The sequence below is a fragment of the Natronomonas sp. genome (assembly GCF_046483325.1).
GTDB lineage: Archaea > Halobacteriota > Halobacteria > Halobacteriales > Haloarculaceae > Natronomonas.
The window spans coordinates 12,641-30,308 of record NZ_JAWODL010000046.1; the positions used below are offsets into that span (position 1 = coordinate 12,641).

Annotated in this window: 16 protein-coding genes; 7 read left to right on the forward strand and 9 right to left on the reverse strand. The window is 62.3% G+C overall.

Annotation, left to right across the window (positions count from 1 at the left end):
• Window positions 1–29 precede the first annotated feature (29 nt).
• The 3 genes from R6U53_RS13885 to R6U53_RS13895 all read right to left on the reverse strand — a co-directional run bounded on the left by R6U53_RS13885 (window position 30) and on the right by R6U53_RS13895 (window position 3,731).
• Complete coding sequence (locus R6U53_RS13885; RefSeq protein WP_410322969.1) at window positions 30–1,310, reverse strand: adenosylhomocysteinase; 1,281 nt, start codon at window positions 1,308–1,310, stop codon at window positions 30–32.
• Between the two features lie 72 nt (window positions 1,311–1,382).
• Entirely contained in the window at window positions 1,383–2,306 is a 924-nt protein-coding gene (locus tag R6U53_RS13890; RefSeq protein ID WP_410322970.1) for a hypothetical protein, read from the reverse strand.
• 126 nt (window positions 2,307–2,432) lie between these two features.
• Complete coding sequence (locus R6U53_RS13895; RefSeq protein ID WP_410322971.1) at window positions 2,433–3,731, reverse strand: amidohydrolase; 1,299 nt, start codon at window positions 3,729–3,731, stop codon at window positions 2,433–2,435.
• Window positions 3,732–3,953: 222 nt separating this feature from the next.
• Here R6U53_RS13895 and R6U53_RS13900 point away from each other — a divergent pair, with 222 nt between their 5' ends.
• Window positions 3,954–4,295, forward strand: a complete 342-nt coding sequence (locus R6U53_RS13900) for a HalOD1 output domain-containing protein (RefSeq protein WP_410322972.1) — start codon at window positions 3,954–3,956, stop codon at window positions 4,293–4,295.
• Between the two features lie 48 nt (window positions 4,296–4,343).
• On the opposite strand, the gene R6U53_RS13905 is transcribed toward R6U53_RS13900, so the two are convergent.
• From R6U53_RS13905 to R6U53_RS13930, 6 genes are all read right to left on the reverse strand, one after another.
• On the reverse strand, window positions 4,344–4,628 hold the full coding sequence (locus R6U53_RS13905) for a PadR family transcriptional regulator (RefSeq protein ID WP_410322973.1): 285 nt from the start codon (window positions 4,626–4,628) through the stop codon (window positions 4,344–4,346).
• A 186-nt stretch (window positions 4,629–4,814) separates the two neighbouring features.
• The gene (locus R6U53_RS13910) at window positions 4,815–5,510 is read right to left on the reverse strand and encodes a hypothetical protein (protein ID WP_410322974.1); all 696 of its coding nucleotides are present in this window, start codon (window positions 5,508–5,510) and stop codon (window positions 4,815–4,817) included.
• A 124-nt stretch (window positions 5,511–5,634) separates the two neighbouring features.
• The gene (locus tag R6U53_RS13915) at window positions 5,635–6,930 is read right to left on the reverse strand and encodes a nucleotide sugar dehydrogenase (RefSeq protein WP_410322975.1); all 1,296 of its coding nucleotides are present in this window, start codon (window positions 6,928–6,930) and stop codon (window positions 5,635–5,637) included.
• Window positions 6,927–8,027 carry a non-hydrolyzing UDP-N-acetylglucosamine 2-epimerase gene (wecB, locus tag R6U53_RS13920; protein WP_410322976.1) on the reverse strand — a complete coding sequence of 367 codons (1,101 nt, stop codon included), beginning with the start codon at window positions 8,025–8,027 and terminating at the stop codon, window positions 6,927–6,929. The genes R6U53_RS13915 and wecB overlap by 4 nt, the downstream gene beginning before the upstream one ends.
• 304 nt (window positions 8,028–8,331) lie before the next feature.
• Window positions 8,332–9,513, reverse strand: a complete 1,182-nt coding sequence (locus R6U53_RS13925) for a carboxylate--amine ligase (protein WP_410322977.1) — start codon at window positions 9,511–9,513, stop codon at window positions 8,332–8,334.
• Window positions 9,510–10,088, reverse strand: a complete 579-nt coding sequence (locus R6U53_RS13930) for a low molecular weight protein-tyrosine-phosphatase (protein WP_410322978.1) — start codon at window positions 10,086–10,088, stop codon at window positions 9,510–9,512. The genes R6U53_RS13925 and R6U53_RS13930 overlap by 4 nt, the downstream gene beginning before the upstream one ends.
• 316 nt (window positions 10,089–10,404) lie before the next feature.
• Here R6U53_RS13930 and R6U53_RS13935 point away from each other — a divergent pair, with 316 nt between their 5' ends.
• The 6 genes from R6U53_RS13935 to R6U53_RS13960 all read left to right on the forward strand — a co-directional run bounded on the left by R6U53_RS13935 (window position 10,405) and on the right by R6U53_RS13960 (window position 17,608).
• The gene (locus tag R6U53_RS13935; RefSeq protein ID WP_410322979.1) at window positions 10,405–11,412 is read left to right on the forward strand and encodes a glycosyltransferase family 2 protein; all 1,008 of its coding nucleotides are present in this window, start codon (window positions 10,405–10,407) and stop codon (window positions 11,410–11,412) included.
• An 84-nt stretch (window positions 11,413–11,496) separates the two neighbouring features.
• On the forward strand, window positions 11,497–12,678 hold the full coding sequence (locus R6U53_RS13940; RefSeq protein ID WP_410322980.1) for a glycosyltransferase family 4 protein: 1,182 nt from the start codon (window positions 11,497–11,499) through the stop codon (window positions 12,676–12,678).
• A complete protein-coding gene (locus R6U53_RS13945) occupies window positions 12,675–13,802 on the forward strand; it encodes a glycosyltransferase family 4 protein (protein ID WP_410322981.1) in 1,128 nt (375 codons plus the stop codon). Before R6U53_RS13940 ends, R6U53_RS13945 begins: the two co-directional genes overlap by 4 nt.
• A gap of 222 nt (window positions 13,803–14,024) precedes the next feature.
• A complete protein-coding gene (locus tag R6U53_RS13950; RefSeq protein WP_410322982.1) occupies window positions 14,025–14,990 on the forward strand; it encodes a polysaccharide deacetylase family protein in 966 nt (321 codons plus the stop codon).
• 316 nt (window positions 14,991–15,306) lie between these two features.
• Complete coding sequence (locus R6U53_RS13955; RefSeq protein WP_410322983.1) at window positions 15,307–16,146, forward strand: hypothetical protein; 840 nt, start codon at window positions 15,307–15,309, stop codon at window positions 16,144–16,146.
• A 31-nt stretch (window positions 16,147–16,177) separates the two neighbouring features.
• Window positions 16,178–17,608, forward strand: a complete 1,431-nt coding sequence (locus R6U53_RS13960) for a glycosyl hydrolase family 28-related protein (RefSeq protein WP_410322984.1) — start codon at window positions 16,178–16,180, stop codon at window positions 17,606–17,608.
• Window positions 17,609–17,668 lie beyond the last annotated feature (60 nt).

Genomic DNA, 17,668 nt, shown 5'->3' on the forward strand with positions numbered 1-17,668 from the left:
GACCACACGTCGGAGTGACCGTTCCCCGATCAGGTTCCGTGCTGCCAGCTGCCCATGTACTCCACTTGCTCGTCGCTGAGCGCGTCGAACTCGATCCCCTCCGCGGCGAGTTTGATCTCCGCGACTTCTCGGTCGAGGTCGTCCGGCACGTCGTGAACGCCGGCGTCGTACGCGTCGTCGTTCTCGACCATCTCGCGGACGCAGACCGCCTGAATCCCGAAGCTTTGATCCATCACCTCCACCGGGTGTCCCATGGCGACGGGCGAGGCGAGGTTGACGAGACGGCCGTCCGCGAGGACGTTGATCCGGCGGCCATCCTTCATCTCGAACTCCTCGACGCCGTCGCGAACCCCGCGGCGTGAGACCGCGAGATCGTCGAGATCGTCGAGGTTTATCTCGACGTTGAAGTGGCCGGCGTTCGCGAGCACGGCGCCGTCGGACATTCGCTCGAAGTGTTCGCCGACGATCACGTCGCGGTTTCCGGTCGTCGTCACGAAGATGTCGCCCTTTCCGGCTGCCTCGGCCATCGGACAGACCTCGTATCCCTCCATGTGGGCTTCGAGTGCGCTTCGAGGTTCGACTTCGGTGACGATCACGTGGGCGTTCTGCCCCTTTGCCTTCATCGCGACGCCCTTTCCGCAGTACCCGTAACCTGCGACGACGACCGTCTTGCCGGCGAACGAGAGGTTCGTCGTCATGGCGATGTTCGACAGCGACGCCTCACCCGTCCCGTGAACGTTGTCGAAGAGCCGCTTCATCGGCGTGTCGTTGACCGCGAACATGGGATAGCGCAGCGCGCCGTCGTCGTCCATCGCGCGCAGGCGGTGGACGCCCGTCGTGGTCTCCTCACAGCCGCCGAGGATCGAGTCGATGAGTTCCGGGTAGTTGTCGTGGATCGCCATCACCAGATCGCCGCCGTCGTCGACGGTGACCGTGGGTTCGTGCTCCAACGTCGCCTCGATAGCGCCGTAGTACTCCTCGTCGTTGACCTCGCGTTTTGCATAGGAGACGACCGCATCGTTCGCGTCGAGCGCCGCGCTCACGTCGTCGTGAGTCGAAAGGGGGTTACAGCCGGTGATCGCCACGTCCGCGCCGGCTTCGGCGAGCACCTCGGTGAGGACTGCCGTCTTCGCCTCGACGTGCATCGCCATCGCTACGACCTCGCCGTCGAGCGGCTTCTCCGCGCCGAACTCCTCGGCGATGGCGGTCATGATCGGCATGTGCTGGCGGGCCCACTCGATCTTCTTCCGGCCGGAAGCGCGGGCCTCGGCCGGGTCCTCGAGCTGGTCTGTGATCGTCGGCTGGCTCATACTCGCCACGAGGGGCGACCGCGGGAAAACGCTACCGAAGGCCGGTGCGGTCGGCGAATACGGTTCGTCCGATCACCGATCCGGTGGTCCGTTCCCGGGAGCGTTTCCGCTGTTGCCCGGACCGCTTCCGCGGTTCTCGGGGCCGTCGTTCGACCCGTCGTCGTGTTCGCTTTCGCCGCTCGAACGCTCGGCGCCGGCGTCGCCGTCTTCGCGTTCGCCGTCATCTCCGCGGTCACTGGCCGCACCAGCCTCCCCGTCGCCTCCCTCGTCGCCCGCATCGTCACGTTCTTGATCGGCGTCCGGTCCGTCGTCGCTATCGTAGCCGGCGTGTGCCGGCGGTCCCGAATCGCCGTCCGGTCCGGCGTGCGACGGCGGACCGCGTCGTTCGTCAGCGTCGTCGGCTGATTCGTTCGACTGGTCCGGGGTGGGCGAGTCGCTCTGCCCGTCCGAACCGTTCGATTCCGGTGGCCCGCGTCGGTCCTCGGAATCGGATCGGTCCGAGGCGTTGCCCGGATTGTTCGACGTGGCGAAGCCGGACACGCGCTCGCCGATGCTCCGGTCGTCCCCGTCGCCCTCCAAAAGTGAGTGGACGAACTCGGTCACTCGAAGCCCGAACGGCGTTCCCCCCGCTGGCTCGGCGTCAGCGGTCAACGTCGCGGTCGTCGTGGCGGTTCGATTCTCCGAGGTGGCGTCGACCGTCACGTTCACCGTCTCCTCGGGCGTCGGTAGACCGACCGTTCCGTTCTCGTCCGTCGTGTACGCGCCCGAGCCGTCGTACGTGACGTTCTCGTCCTCGACGGTCACGTTCACCGACGCGTTCGCCACGTCCCCGTCTTCGTCGGTTACCGTCGCGACGACGCTGTCGTGTTGTGCTACGTTGATGCTCAAATTACCGCTCGCTGATGTCGCGTCGGCCATCGCCAGTCCGGGACCGAGGACCGACAGCACCAACAGCGCCGACAGCACCACTGCAACGAGCCGCGTATTCGGATTCATATCCACCCTTTCGTACCGGTATGTTGACCCTAAATTGGGATATTCGTTCATTTCGTTCATCGAGAACGCTTCGAGGTTACGAAAGCAGGAGTGCGAGCTATATCGTTTATTCGGTCCTGTGAACGTTTAACGGTTCGACTCGGCACGCGCGATCAGCGACTCGGCGTGGCGTTCGGCGTCCCGGCGGACGGCCGCCTCGTCGAGGGTCAACACCTCCCGATCCCGGACGACGACGTCGCCGTCAACGACGGTGTGTCGCACGTCGGATCCCCGAGCAGCGTAGGCGAGGTGGCTGACGAGGTCGTGGGCCGGGGTGAGATGCGGCGCTTCGAGATCGATCACGGCGAGGTCCGCGAGCGCGCCCGTCTCGATCCGGCCGGTATCGAATCCGAGCAGTTCGGCTCCACCTGCGGTCGCCGCTCGGACCACATCGGGGGCCGAAACCGCGGAGGCGTCGTCGGCTCTGAGCTTGCCGACCATGGCTGCGTCCCGGAGTTCGTCGAGCGCGTCGAGATCGTTGTTCGAGGCCGCACCGTCGGTGCCGATGCCGACGGTCACCCCGGCGTCGAGCATCTCCTGGACGGGGGCGATCCCGCTCGCAAGCTTCATGTTCGAGGCCGGGCAGTGGGCGACGCCGACGCCGCGTTCGGCGAGCAGTTCGATCTCCGTTCGATCGATGTGAACGCCGTGGGCGATGAAGTCGTCCGCTTCGAGCATGCCGAGACCGTCGGCGTATTCGAGCGGTCGAACCCCGCGTTCCTCGACGATCGGCTCGACCTCGTCGCGGGTCTCGTTGGCGTGGTAGTGAAGCGAAATCCCCGCTTCGCGGGCGCGCGGAACGTATTCCGAGAGGAGTTCGCCGTCCACGGTCGTCAAAGAGTGCGGCATCAGCGCCGTTGTTATCCGACCCTCGGCCATCCCGTCGAGTTCTCTCGCGACCTCGAGGCCCGTCTCGAAGTCCGTTCGCGCGGCGGCTTCGTCTTTCCCGACGGTAACGATACCGTGACCGACGCGGGCTCTGAGGCCGGCCCGGGCGAGCGCGTCGGCGACCTCCGGTACCTCGAAGTACATGTCGCCGAGCGCCGTCACTCCGTTTTCCAGTAGTTCGACCGCGCCGAGTCGGGTACCGGCGACGATATCGGCGGTTTCGAGTTCGGCCTCCGTCGGCCAGATATCTTCTCGGAGCCACGCATCCAGCGGTTTGTCGTCGGCGTAGCCGCGCAAGAGCGTCATGGGGGCGTGACAGTGGGCGTTGACGAGCCCCGGGATGACGAGTCCATCGCTCGCGTCGAGGACATCGTCTCCCCGGGCGGTATCGCCTATCTCGACGATTCGGCCCGTCCCGCGGTCGACGAGTACATCGGCCTTGCGGACGTTCATGTCCGCGAAAAGTACCGTCCCGCCCGCGATCTGAAGCGTACTCATGCACTCGCGTTCGGATTCGGCCGGGTTGAACCTGCCGGGATCGATATCGAAACCATCGATTTCTGGGTCGGGGACGTCCGATCGGTGGCTGTGTGTTTAAATTCGCGATAGTCACGGTAAATTGACAATTACCGCTGTAAACGCCGAAACGACGTGCTATTGTATGGGGCTAACAAAGACGTGTGAGTCTCTATTAACACCTAACCCAGAGGACACCCGATTATGACGAAATTCGACAGCGAAACGGGAGATCTAGGATACGACCCGATTAGGGGGTCGTATCATCTTCACCACGACTGGACGTCCCCCAATCCACTGAGCCAGACCGTGATGTACGTTGTATTGGCGCTCTCCGGGAAGGAACCGAGCTCCGGTCCCCCGCTTTCCGATTCGGTCGATCCCGACGCGCTCGATCAGCTGTTCCGGGGGAAACTGATGGACGACCGTCACCACGACCATCTGACGTTTACACACGACGAGTGTACTATCACCGTGTTTCGGAATGGGAGGGTGGTCGCCTACCCCCCCGCCTGTGAGGGGGATGCGGCGCTACGCAATTACTGACCGAAATTACTGGACCAGTCGAATCGTCGACTCACCGTCTCCCCGTCGTTACACGATCGTGTCGATATCCACGTAGTTATCTTCCCACTCACGCCGTTCGACGATGACGCGTTTTCCCTGCTCCGTCAGCTCGTAGTAGTTCGTCCGCCTGTCGATCTGCCCCTGCGTGAGATATTCCTGTTCGACCAACGTATCGAGATTCGGGTACAGCCGTCCGTGCGTGATACGATCGATTGACTTCTGTAGCTCCGCTTTGATTCGCTGTCCCGAGGGGCGGTCCAGCCCTGCCGTGACGTACAGCACATCTCGCTGAAAGGCGGTAAGATCGAACATGTACATGTAGGGAACCGCACGGTATATTGTTAGGAATATAAAAACAATCTTTTCCGCCGAACCGTCTCAATAACTGGCTTTATTAGTGGCTGGTAAGCTCTGCTGACCGGCCTCGTGGAACCGCGAACGCCCACACTACCCTGCTCGCTCGTGTCGGTAGTCGAACGATACGCCCCTCGATCCGCATCACTCCCGCGCGAACCAAAGCAGCGCAGCCAGACTGATCGCGATCCAGAGCCCGCTCGGGACGGCAGCGAGCGGTCCGACCCCCACCGCTCCGATCGCGACCGCCACCGCGATGGCCGAGGCGGCGAACAGATCCGAACGACCGGTTTCTTCGATCGCTTCCGCATCCACGTCGGTACTCTCGTCCGTCGAAACGTCTTCGTCTGGGCCGTGATCGCCGGGTACCTCCGCGTCCTCCGCCGCCGGGAGATACGGCTCGATCTGAGCCGTGTTCTTGAGCGTGATGATCCCTCGATTCTTCTGGAAGTCGATGACGCCGTACTCGTCCATCTTCGGTAGATGACACTGATACAGCCCGATGTACACGCGCTTGCGCTGACTGGACGACAGTTGCGAAACGTCGATATCGTTCTCGAGGGCGGCGATGTGCTCCGCCATCACGTTCAACGTCGTAACGCCGTCTTCCTGTTTGTTTAGAAACCGTATCACTCGACGTCGTCGTTCGTTCTTTAACAGCTCGAAGACGTCTCCGATGTCGAGCTCCTCGCTTTGTTGCCGTTTCTTTCCCGGAAGCTCACTGAGCTGTTTGGAGTCGATCGACAACGTTCGCTCGTTCGTTCCGCTCGCATTCGATGCGGCCGTGTCGTTTTCTCCGTTGGACCATTCTACCACCCCACCCCTACCATCGATTGCCATAGGAGAGGGTAACATCCTAAGGGGTCCTTGTTAATAGGTAGCTACCGTTGAGTAGGGATGCGTTGACAATCGCTTATCGGTTGATTAAAAAACCGATATTCAATAAATACGCCGAAAAAACAGGTTAAATTCGACGAACAGTGAATCCAGACCGCTTCCACACCGACGGCGACAGCACCCCTTTCGCGTCGATCACCACGTCGCCCGCCATCCACTCGCTGAGCGTGCCTGGATCGAGCGATTCGAACTCGTCGTGATCGGTGGCGATCACGACAGCGTCGGCCCCGGTTGTCGCGGTCTCCAGGTCCGAGAGATTGAGCGTCGAATCGATCACGTGCGGGTCGTGGATTCTGACCGACGGTCCGTCTATCGTCCCCGTTCCCCCGTCCGCCGCGGTCGGTTGTGCGACGTCGACACGTTGCAGTTGGTTAGCCAAGGCGAGGCCCGGACTCATCCGAGTATCACCGACGTTCCCTTTGTACGCCACGCCGAGGATCGCGATGGTCCGGCCGTCCAGATCGCCGAGTTCCTCGCGGAGTAGCTCGATGATGTAGCCCGGCATCCCGTCGTTTATGCGTCGAGCGGTCGAGATGAGATCGAGCCGTTCCGATCCGTCGCCCAAAAACCACGGATCGATCGGCAGACAGTGACCGCCGACGCCAGGCCCCGGCTGGAGGATGTCGACTCGCGGATGGCTGTTGGCGAGATCGATCGCGCCGCGGGCATCGATATCGTAATCCGCGGCGAGCATCGCGATCTCGTTCGCCAACGCGATGTTGACGTCGCGGAAGGTGTTCTGAATCAGTTTGACGAACTCCGCCACCGTCGTGTCCGTCGTGGTCCGTATCTCGCCGTCCACGAACGACTCGTAGAGCCGAACCGCCGATTCGGCCGAGACGGCGTTGACGCCGCCGATGATCCGGTTGTTCTCCCGAAGCTCGGTGATGATGTTCCCGGGAAGCACCGTCTCCGGACAGTGAACGAGCGAGAAGTCGTCGCCCGCCGAGAGCGTCGACTCCTCGAGAATCGGTCCCAACACTCCGTCGGTCGTTCCCGGCGGCACCGTCGACTCCAAAATCACGGTGTCGCCGCGTCGGAGGTGGTCGGCGACCGCTCGGCCAGCCGACTGGACGTACTCGAGCTCCGCCGTCTTCGATTCCTCGTCGAACGGCGTCGGCACGCAGATAACGTGGTACTTCGCCGGGACCACCTCGTCCGCGATCTCCAACTGCCCCGATTCGAGCGCCTGCGTGACGAACGCACGAAGCCCGGGCTCCTCGAAGTGGACGTTTCCATCCCGGAGGTTCGAGCGAACCCCCGCGTCCGTGTCGTATCCGAACACGTCGTGGTCGTAGTTGGCCAACATCGTCGCCGTCGGGAGGCCGATGTACCCCAACCCGTGAACGCAGACGGTACTCATGCCACACCTCGCTCGATGCTCACGCCGAGCGCCTCGAGTATGCGCTCGCTCGCGTTTCCATCCCCGAACGGGTTCTCCCAACCGGTGTCGGCCCCCAGCATCTCGTCGACGCTTCGGGCGATGGCGGCGGGATCGGTACCACAGAGTCGATTCGCCCCGACCTCGATGGTTTCGGGACGCTCCGTGCTGTCGCGCATCGTCACACACGGGACGCCGAGAATGCAGGCTTCTTCCTGTACGCCCCCCGAGTCGGTCACGATCAGTTCGGCCGCCGCCTCCAACCGAAGGAAGTCGAGGTACTCCTGGGGCTCGATCGTCCGGATACGTTCGGGCACCTCGATGTCGAACTCCGCGAGTCGCTGCTCCGCACGCGGATGTATCGGATAGACGACCTCGACGTCGCGTTCGTGCGCTGCCCGATCGACGCCGCGCAGTATCGACCGGAATCGGTCCTCATCGTCGACGTTTTCGGCTCGATGGGCCGTCATCAAAAAGAACGGCCGCCCGTCGAGTCCCAACGTCGAGAGCACCGTGCTCTTTTCGCGGGCTAGCGTCCGGTTTCGGTACACGGCGTCGACGACCGTGTTCCCGGTGACGGTGATCCGCTCCTCTTCGATTCCCTCGCGTCGAAGTTGCTGTTCGCTCTGTACGGTCGGCGCGAACAGGTATTCCGAGATGTGGTCCGCGACGATGCGGTTCGTCTCCTCGGGCATGCTCCGATCGAAGCTTCGCAGCCCCGCCTCGACGTGGCCGAGATCGATGTCCATCTTGCTCGTCGCGATGGCCCCGGCAAGCACGCTGTTCGTATCTCCTTGTACCAGCACCGTTTCGGGATCGATCTCTTCGAGCACCTGTTCGACTCCGATCAGCATCTCACCGGTCTGTTTGCCGTGGCTTCCCGATCCGACGCCGAGATTGTAGTCCGGATCGGGGAGTTCCAACTGCTCGAAGAACACCGAATCAAGCGTCTCCGAGTAGTGCTGTCCGGTGTGGACGATCGTGTAGGGTATCTTCGCATCCGAACACGCGTGTATCACCGGCGCGAGTTTGATGATCTCGGGACGGGTCCCGAGCACGAAGACAACGTGTTCGCTCATTTCGTTTCCCCTCCGGGTCGACCTATCTTGGGTGGGGTGTCAGTCGAGCCGCACGCGAGTCTCCCCCCGTGTGGGTTCAAGATCTGTGATTTCGTCTCCCTTATTACGGACCGCTCCGTCACTGCTCCGTCGACGCTCGGTGGGGTGGCTCGTGGTGCTTTCTGAGACATGGATGGTCGGTGTCCGGTCGGTGCCATCCCGCGGCGTCCGCCGGCCACTGTCGTTCGTTACAACCGCGTTTTCAGGCTTTGTTATACACCGTCTTCGCACCTCGAACTCTCCGGTGGAGGCCGGTACACGAAGGCTATCTCTCGGCAGATATCTGCCCGACCGTGTTCCGCAGATCCGCGAAAAACGGCCTCAAATCCTCGAGATCGAGGTAATCGAACCTCGGATCTCGGTACAGCGAGCGAAGCACAGAGGCACACTCACCGCCGAGTGAGGGACGTGGCCCGTTCCCGACTCCCCGATAGACGTTGTACAGGTAGAGGAGTTCGCCGCGCAGTTTGTGACACCCGACATCAGTGTCGTACACGCCCGGTTCGATCGAGGGAACGTCACCGACGGCCAGTTGGTAGTGATAACGCGGAAAGTCGACCCCCGCATGGATCGGAAGGGCGAGCGATCCCCAGTAGCGTGGGTTGATCTCCATCAGCCGAAAGGAGCCATCGCGGGCGTCGCGTCTGAATTCGACCATCGCGGGGCCGTGCCAGCGCAACTCGGACAGCAACCCCGCTCCGTAGCGATCCAACGTCGGTACGTGGACCGACCTCCGATAGACGCTCGCGCCGCCACCGTATGCGTGACTTCGGATTCGCTCGTGTTGAAACGTCGCAACCGGTTCACCGCGGTCGAACAGCGCGAAGTAGCCGAACTCGCCGCCGTTCGGGATGAACTCCTGGAGAAGCGGTCTGTGGCCCATCTCCTCGACGATCGCATCCGGATTCGGACGTTCCTCGGGTTCGTACACCCGAACGCCCGGATACCGCGCCCTATCGTCGGATTCGTCGACGAGAATGGTGTATCTGGGTTTGACGACGACGGGGCGCTCGTGGTCGGGCCAGTCCGTTAGCGGTTTCGTCTCCGGCCGTGGAACCCCGACCGCGTCGGCCGCCTCGAAGAGTTGCGATCGGTCTTGGGCGTTGCGGAGCGTCTCCGGGGACGGCCACATCGGTGTGATGTGTTCGGCGAACGCGGCACTGCTCCGCGCGAGCGCGTATACATCGGCTTCACGCATGGGTAAGATTGCCCTACTCCCCGTTTTCTCGAGGACTTCGAGCAGCGCGTCGCTGTAGGCGGACAGCGACATCGAAGGGGATGGGACGACGACCGATCGCGTACAGTACGTCGACGCGAACGACGGCGGGTTCGGATCGCTCGACACCGCGATAACGTCCACACCCGCCCGCCCAAGGGATCGAACAGCCGCGAGACTGCTCGGGACGCCGATCGCCGGAACGATCACGGAGTCGCGCGCCCGGGTCATCCGTCCTCGACGACGAGCGCGAGTCCCTCGTCGATGGCGGAGACGATTTCGCTGTAGAGGGATCGAAACGTCGATTCACCGCCTCCGTACGGATCCGCTATCTCCACGGCGTCGTCGGGGGTGAGTGCGCCGAGGAAGTAGGTTCCCGGTTGGCGCCCGAACTTCCGCCGGAGATAGTGATCGTTGTGTAGGTCCATGACGAAGACGATATCACTCCACTCCAGCTGCGCCTCTGTCACCGGTTTCGAACGATGATCTGACAGATCGACCCCGAACTCGGTGCCGACCGAGACGGCTTGTTCGGGACTCGATCGCCCTTGATGGGTCCGGATGCCCGCCGAATCGACGAGCATCCGTTCTTCGGAACGGTTTCGGAGGGCGTCTCGAAGATATCGTTCCGCGAACGGGCTCCGACAGATGTTTCCGGTGCAAAGAAACAGTACGTTCGGACGCTCGTTCAACTGCTGGGCCAACCGTTCGACATCCAGAACGCTTGGCGTCCGCTGAACGCGGAACTGGAGTCGACGGGTTTCGAGGCTCGCCTTCGTGCAGATTTGATCGATGAGTGTGGCCATGAGTGTACGCTCTCGAAGAGCTGCAATGTTGAACGTAATACCTCGAAAAGGGACTTTGTTATGTGTCGATTACTTCGGTGGCAGCCGCCTCATACGCTCGTGAATTCCCCGCTGACCTAGCGGTTCCCGAGGGGGGGGGACCGCCCTGTCGGTGTAGATCGTCAGTCCGCTTTCGTCCGATTCAGTCGCCCGACATTATGGCGCTTGTAACAATTTCGGTCTCTCACCAATCGTGTTGTATACCCCGGACTGTCCCAAATCCGCCGGGGTGAATGCAACGATGACAGGACGTATTCCCCTCCAAGGTCGGCGCGCGATGGTTCACACGGACGATTTCTCCACCGAAACCGTCCGGGGTCGAACCAGGAGCGAGCGGGATCGTCCGACTCGGCGGGGGTCGGTCCCGGCCGCTCGGACGACCGGTCGTCGACGATCGTCGGCGACCGTCATGGTCGGTATCCCCGCGTACAACGAGGCGGAGATGATCGCCGAGATCGTCACGGCGGCCGATCGGTATGCCGACGAGGTCGTCGTCGTCGACGACGGGAGCGACGACGAGACGGTCGAACGAGCCAAGCGGGCCGGCGCGACGGTCATCGCCCACGGAAGCAACCGTGGCTACGGAGCGACGCTCGGGACGATCTTCGAGCACGCACGCGACACCGGCAGCGAGCAGTTGGTGATCCTCGACGGCGACGGACAGCACGACCCGGACGACATTCCGAAGCTCCTCGAGGCGCAGCGAAGATACGGCGCGGATATAATCGTCGGCAGTCGGTTCGTCGGTGACTCGGAGACGCGGCTTCCGACGTATCGCCGCCTCGGGTTACTCGTTATCAACGCCCTCACGAACGCCGGTATTCGGCTTCGTTACTCGACGACGACCGCCGCGGACACCCAAAGTGGGTTCCGCGCCTACGGGCGCGACGCGATAGAAACTTTCGCGCGGAGCGGCGAGATCGGCGACGGCATGGGAGCGAGCCTCGACATCCTCTTTCGCGCAGCCAGGGAGGGATTCGAGGTCGGGGAGGTCCCGACGAACATCGAGTACGACATGGAGAACCCGAGCAGCCAACACCCGCTGATGCACGGATTGACGCTTCTCAAAGCCATCTTTTTCGAACTGTTCTCGGAGCGATCCGTCCGTCTCGCCTCGGGGGTGGTCGTGGCTGCCCTGGCGTTCGCCGCGGCGGTTATCGTCCTCAGTCTCACGGGGGGATCGACAACGACGGCGATCGGCCTCGTCGTTGGCGGTCTCCTCGTCGCGGTCTTGCTCGCGTATCCAAACGTTCCTCGCACGGTGCGTAAACTCGCAAACCGGTGAGCGAACGGATCGTCGCCGGAGGAGTTACCCGATAATCACTGTATACTCTTAGGTGTCTGTCCCCCACCCACGGTGAAGACAGCAATGTACTCAGTCCTCACGAGCGCTATCAATCACCCCGATACGCTCAAGCCGTATCGGGGTCTGTTCAACCACCGTATCATCAAGTCGCTCGCGACGTCCGGTCTCTCCGTCGAGGCGGTTTCCCCACGTCCGTTCGCGCCGCCGGTCGGACCGTACTCGTCGTACACCTCTATTCCGGAGGTGAAGGATTGTGGTCCGTACACGGTCCACTACCCTCGATTCTGGTATCTCGTCCCGAAGCGGTTGTTCTACGGGCTCTCCGGGGAGTCGTACGCTCGCCGGATCCCCCGATACGTCGAGCGGACGTTCGAGACGCCCGACGTCGTTCACGCCTGTCACATCTTTCCCGACGGCTACGGTATGCTTCCGTACGTTCGCAAACACGACGTGCCGCTGTTCGTCGTCGCACACGGAGCGCTTCTCAACGAGTTCGGGGAGCACCCACCCGGTGTCGACGCGCGAATCCGCGAGACGTTGGCGGTGGCCAGCGGCGTGCTCTGTGTGAGCGACGCGCTCGCTGCGAAGGCTCGGACGCTCACGGATCCGTCGAAGGTAACCACGGTCCCGATCGGTGCCGATCCCGACGAGTTTCCCGTTGACCGGCGCGCACGGATCCGTCGCGAGTTGGGTATCGCCCCCGAGACGACGGTCGTTCTTTTCGTCGGCGCGTTCTCGAAACGTAAGGGGATTCATGAGATCGTCGAACTCCTCTCGGATCTCGACGTTTCGGAGACGACGTTCGCCTTCATCGGGTACGGTGGGCCGCTCGAAACCGATCTCCGGCGCGGCGTCGCGGAGAGCGAGTATTCCGACCGGCACATCTACACGGGGGTGACCTCGGAAACACTTCGAGAGTGGTTCGCTATCGCCGACCTGCTCTTGCTCCCGAGTCACGCCGAGGGCAGACCGACGGTCATCTACGAGGCGATGGCCAGCGAGACGGCCGTCCTCGCATCCGATGTCGGCGGCGTCGGAGAGCAGGTCGTCGACGGGGAGACCGGGCGTCTCGTTCCGCCGGGCGACGTGACCGCACTTCGCGACGCGTTGGAGTCACTCACGAGCGATCCGGCCCTGCTTCGTCGGTTCGGTCGGGCCGGATACGAACGGCTAGTCGAGCGGGAATGGACCTGGGACGGCCACGCGAGACGGCTTCGAGAGATCCATCGGGCGGCGATCGAATGACCGACGCGGACGCCCCTTCGATACTCGTCATCGCCTCCCACCGTCCCGCGGAAGTGCTCAACTCAGTTTCGGGGATGGACGCGGAGACGAACGTCCTCTCGCTCGACGCCGACGCCGCGCCGCCGGTTCGCGCGCTGGCGGCCCTTCGTCGGACTGACGCGGCGATTCGCCGATACCGACCGGACGTCGTTCTCCTCGATTGCTTCGAAACGATCGGCGCGCCGGCGGCGTGGATCACCTCCCGCCACGGCGTTCCGATCGTCGCTCGACTCGTCGGCGATCACTGGCGTACGATCGAAGAGGAGCGACTCGACCCCGCTTGGGAGCGTCGGGACATCCCGGCGTATCTTCGACACCGCATCAGCCAGGCGCTGAACCAATACATACTCGAACGCGCTGACGGCTACGTCGTCGTTTCGGCGGCGCTACGCGACGTCGTCACCGCCCGAACCGGGTGCCCGCACGAACGCATCGGCGTCGTCCCGGTCCCGATCACGACGGACACGTTTCGAACCGGATCGGCGTCCGCAGCCCGCGAGCGATTCGGCATCGAGACCGAACGCGTGCTCCTCACGGTGACGAACCTCAAATTCCGGGCGAAATACGACGGCGTAGAGACGATCCTTTCGGAGGTACTGCCGCTACTTCGCGACGACGATGAACTCTCTTACGTCGTCGCCGGCGGCGGCCAGCATCACGAAACACTCGTCTCCGAACTCGACGATCGAATCGACGACCCGGACGTCCGTCGTCGCGTTCACGTCTTGGGATACGTCGATAACGTCGCGGATCTGTACGCGCTGGCGGACGTGTTCGCGTACGTGTCGGATCTCGACGGCTATCCGAACGTCGTCTTGGAGGCACAGACCGCCGCTCTCCCGGTTGTCGCCAACGACGCCCATGGGATGCGCGATCAGATCTCGGACGGCGATACCGGCTTTCTCGTCGATCCCGACTCGACCGGGGCGCTGCGAAACCGGGTCGAGTTTTTGCTCGATACTCCCGCGGAGCGACGCCGAATCGGCGAGCGAGCGCGTCAGCGGGCACTGCGTGAGAACGACCCGGGATCCGTTAGCGATCGACTCGAATCGTTTTTGTCCGTTTTCGCTCTAGATTACTGCTAACCCCGCAAATTAAACCGGGACTATATGCTATGTTACGTATGACATAACCTTTTATTACCGGTGTTTGTTGTTGGTCATGCCCTCGCATGGCATACTGGATGGGGATCTGGGCGTCGTCGGTGCGATATGGTTCGGTCGCGTCGTCGGTGACGGTGTTCCGACGGCTCCCTCGGGGATAGATGTGTGTACAGATGTCGTTTCGCTACGGCGGTGTGTGGGGACATGAGCGACGAACCGCCGGGAACGGTCGTCATTTCGTTGGATGCCGAGCTGGCCTGGGGATTCCACGACCAGTTTCCACTCGCCGAACGGGAGCGAAGACAGGTCTCGAACGCCAGAACATCGTGGCGACGGCTCGTCGAGTTGTTCGACGAGTATCGAGTTCCGGCGACGTGGGCCGTCGTCGGCGAGCTACTTATGGACGACGAGCGAATTCGGAAGACACACCCCCTCGGTGAGCAGTGGTTCGCCACCTACTACGACGACGTTATTCAGCGTCCGAACGAGTGGTTTGCCACGGATCTCGTCGAATCGATCGTCGCGTCGGATGCTGACCACGAAGTCGCTAGCCACAGCTTTTCGCACGTCGTCCTCTCGGACGTTCCGCCGGAGGTCGCCGAGGCGGAGTTTCGGTTCTCGCGGATGGCCGGGGAGCAATACGACCTCGATTTCCGATCGTTCGTCTTCCCTCGAAACGAGATCGACCACCGTCGCGAGCTCGCGGAGAGCGGTTTCGTTTGCTACCGCGGTCGACGGCCGCACACCTACCCGTCGATTCCCAAATCGAGAGGGATAGGGGCGCTGATCGGTTCGTTGACTGGAAAAGTGTCCCCGCCGGTGGTCTCACCTCGTATCGACGAGTACGGTCTGGTGGAGCTTCCGGCATCGCTTTTCATCGGTGGATACAGGGGTCAGCCGTGGAGCCACATCGCGACGCTCACCGAGGATCCGGCCGTCCGGCTCACGAGGACGGGTCTCGAACGGGTCCGTCGGACAGGCGGTCTGTTCCACCTGTGGCTTCACCCGAACGATCTCACCGATCGGGCGTCTATGCAGCGGATGGAGGCCATCCTGTCGATGCTGGCGGACTGGCGGGCGCGAGACGAGTTGACGATCGAGACGATGGGCACGGTGGCACAGCGGGTGCTATCCGATTCCGATCGCCCCCAGCCACAGGTCACGCGCTAATCATCGTCGCGAGCGCGATCCGGTATCGATCGCGACCGTTCGAAGCGCCGTCCGCATTCCGTGTAAAGAGCCGTGCGCGTACGCTCTCGGCGGTGATCCTCGAAACGGCTATATTATGCTCTATATAACTATTGAGATCGGTGCTGGAACGAACGTATGTTCCGGATTTCCCCGTATGGAGCGGTTCAGTTACGATGTTCGCGGCCGCCATCGGTCACGTCACGACGTGCGTTGACACCCGAACCGGAGCAACGGCTGGTTTCGGGATGGCTCGATCCTCACACCAGACATACCGACGACTGATGGCATTCGACAGATGACTGTATTTCAGACACCACGAAGCGACCTTATTTCGCTTCGGAACGGCGCAACGGAGTTGTGGGACTTCGCAGCAGCGAAAGCGCGCCACGTCGGTCACATCGTCCGATACGGAAACGCGGCTCCCCGGCCGTACGAACTTCTCTGGGTCGATCCGGCCGATATCGAGTACTGTACGCTCCCGTCGTTGATGGGGCAGTTGGGTCTCTCGAAGTACGGCTCTCACGTCGTCGGTGGGGACTGGGATCGCCGCCCGACGTACGACGGCGTGTGGTACACGCGGGCGTTCGATCCGCCCGTGATCGCACCGTTCGAGACGCACGCGCTCTACCGGTCGATGCGGGACCACTTCGAGGCACAGATTCCGTGGGAAGAAACCGAGTGGTACCGATGGATAGAACGCCACCCCGGAGTGATCGGCCAGTATCCGACGGTCGAATCGACCGCCGACCGATTAGCCCGGGTCGACGAGCTATTCGAGTTCATTCGGTCGAACGGGTACCAAACACAGCGCGAACTGGAAGCAGACGCGCATATACCGCTCAAACAGTCGACGTTCCCCTGCCCCGAACACTACGAGATCGACGTCAACATCGGCCGGTCCGGGGAGCTGTTCTTCAACTTCAACGGCCGACACCGACTCGCGATCGCGAAGATCCTCGAACTCGATCGCATCCCTGTCCGCATCTTCGCTCGACATTCCGAGTGGCAACGATCTCGAGCCACCGCGCTCGAAACTTCCGAAAGCACCGCGATCCCGGCGGGACACACCGATGTCAAGCGGCTCGTACCGCCTCCGGCTCCAGATTCTTCCTCGCCCGCCGATCAAGTGGAGTAGCGTCACGTGTGGTGGTATCATCTGCATAACTATGGGTTGCCGGCAGAAACTCGATACCGTGATCTCACGCCGGAAGCTCTTGGGACTCTGTTCACTACCCTTCGTGGCACTCGCGGGCTGTAATCGACTCGAACCGGAACCGACGGCCACACCGGACGAGGAGACGCCCGAACCACCGGAGGACGACTCAGTACTCGATATCAGGGATTTCGGTGCGGCGCTCGACGGGCAAACCGACGATACGGCGGCGATTCAGGACGCGATCGATGCCGCCGAACCGGGGGATACGGTCGTCTTACCGAGCGGTACCGCCCTCGTTTCGGGGGCGAACAAAGAACAGGCCGGCACCGCTGCGATCGTGATAAACGGAAACAACCACCCGGACGGGCTGACGATCCGAGGGAAAGGCGAAGAGAGCGTCCTCAAAATGGACGGTGGTCACGTCAGTAACCACACCGTTATCGAGGTTGCCATCGGCCCCGGTATCGACGGCCTCGTACTCGAGAACTTCAAAATCGACGGATCGAAATATGATCAGACGCAGGCCGCCGGACTGGGTGGCTGGAACGTCGATATCGGGAAGGCGGACACCAGCACGACCACCGCCGACATCACGCTGCGGGACATATGGTCGATAAACGCGAATCAAAACGGGTTCCACACGGCTCACGGCGGCTGTTCGCACATCAGGTGTACCGCCCTCGATGCGGAACTCCACGGATTTGCGATCGATTCGTGGGGGGACGGCGACCGAAACATGGATCCGCCGATCGAAGTCCGACAGTGTTACGCGAGCGGGAACGGTCTCTACGGGATCGACTGTTCCGGTGGGAAGATCGTCGTCGAGGGGTTCGTTTCCGAAAACAATCAACAAGGGACGAAAACGACCGAGGAGGTCGTCGAGACGACCTACCGGCGCTGTCGATTCAAGGACAACAAGACGCTGGGCTACAACCGCCCAACGACGGAAACCGTTGTAGGGCAGCGAGCACGGGTCACCTTCGTCGACGTCATCGCCGAAGGAAACGGCCGGGCCGGCTTCAGGTTCGGGTCCGACACCGATTACGAGATCGACCGAATCGTTGCACGTCGAAACAACAGCAGCAACGAGAACCCCGCGAACATCATGATTCGGGACGACTCGTCGGTCGATGGCGGTCTCGTTATCTCGAACGACGCGGTCTACGGCGAGGGGCTTCGATTCGATAGTTCCCGAACGTCCACCATCGACACCTACGTGTATTCCGGCAACCCTGGCGGGGATCTCGTCGCCGATAGGACCGGACTCGAGATCCTCAACCGGTACACGAGAGAGGAGTACTACCAACTCCATTCCCGGAATACGTTGGATCTCAGGCAGGAACACAAACTCCTCAGAGAGCAGTTCGACAGCATCGATCGAGGGATTCCGACGGCGGATGATGTCGGCGCTGGCTCGGGCGACCGCACTCCGTATTCGTGACCACTGACGCGAGCCCAATCCCGTTCGCCTACACGCGGTACTCGATCTCGAACTCGACGT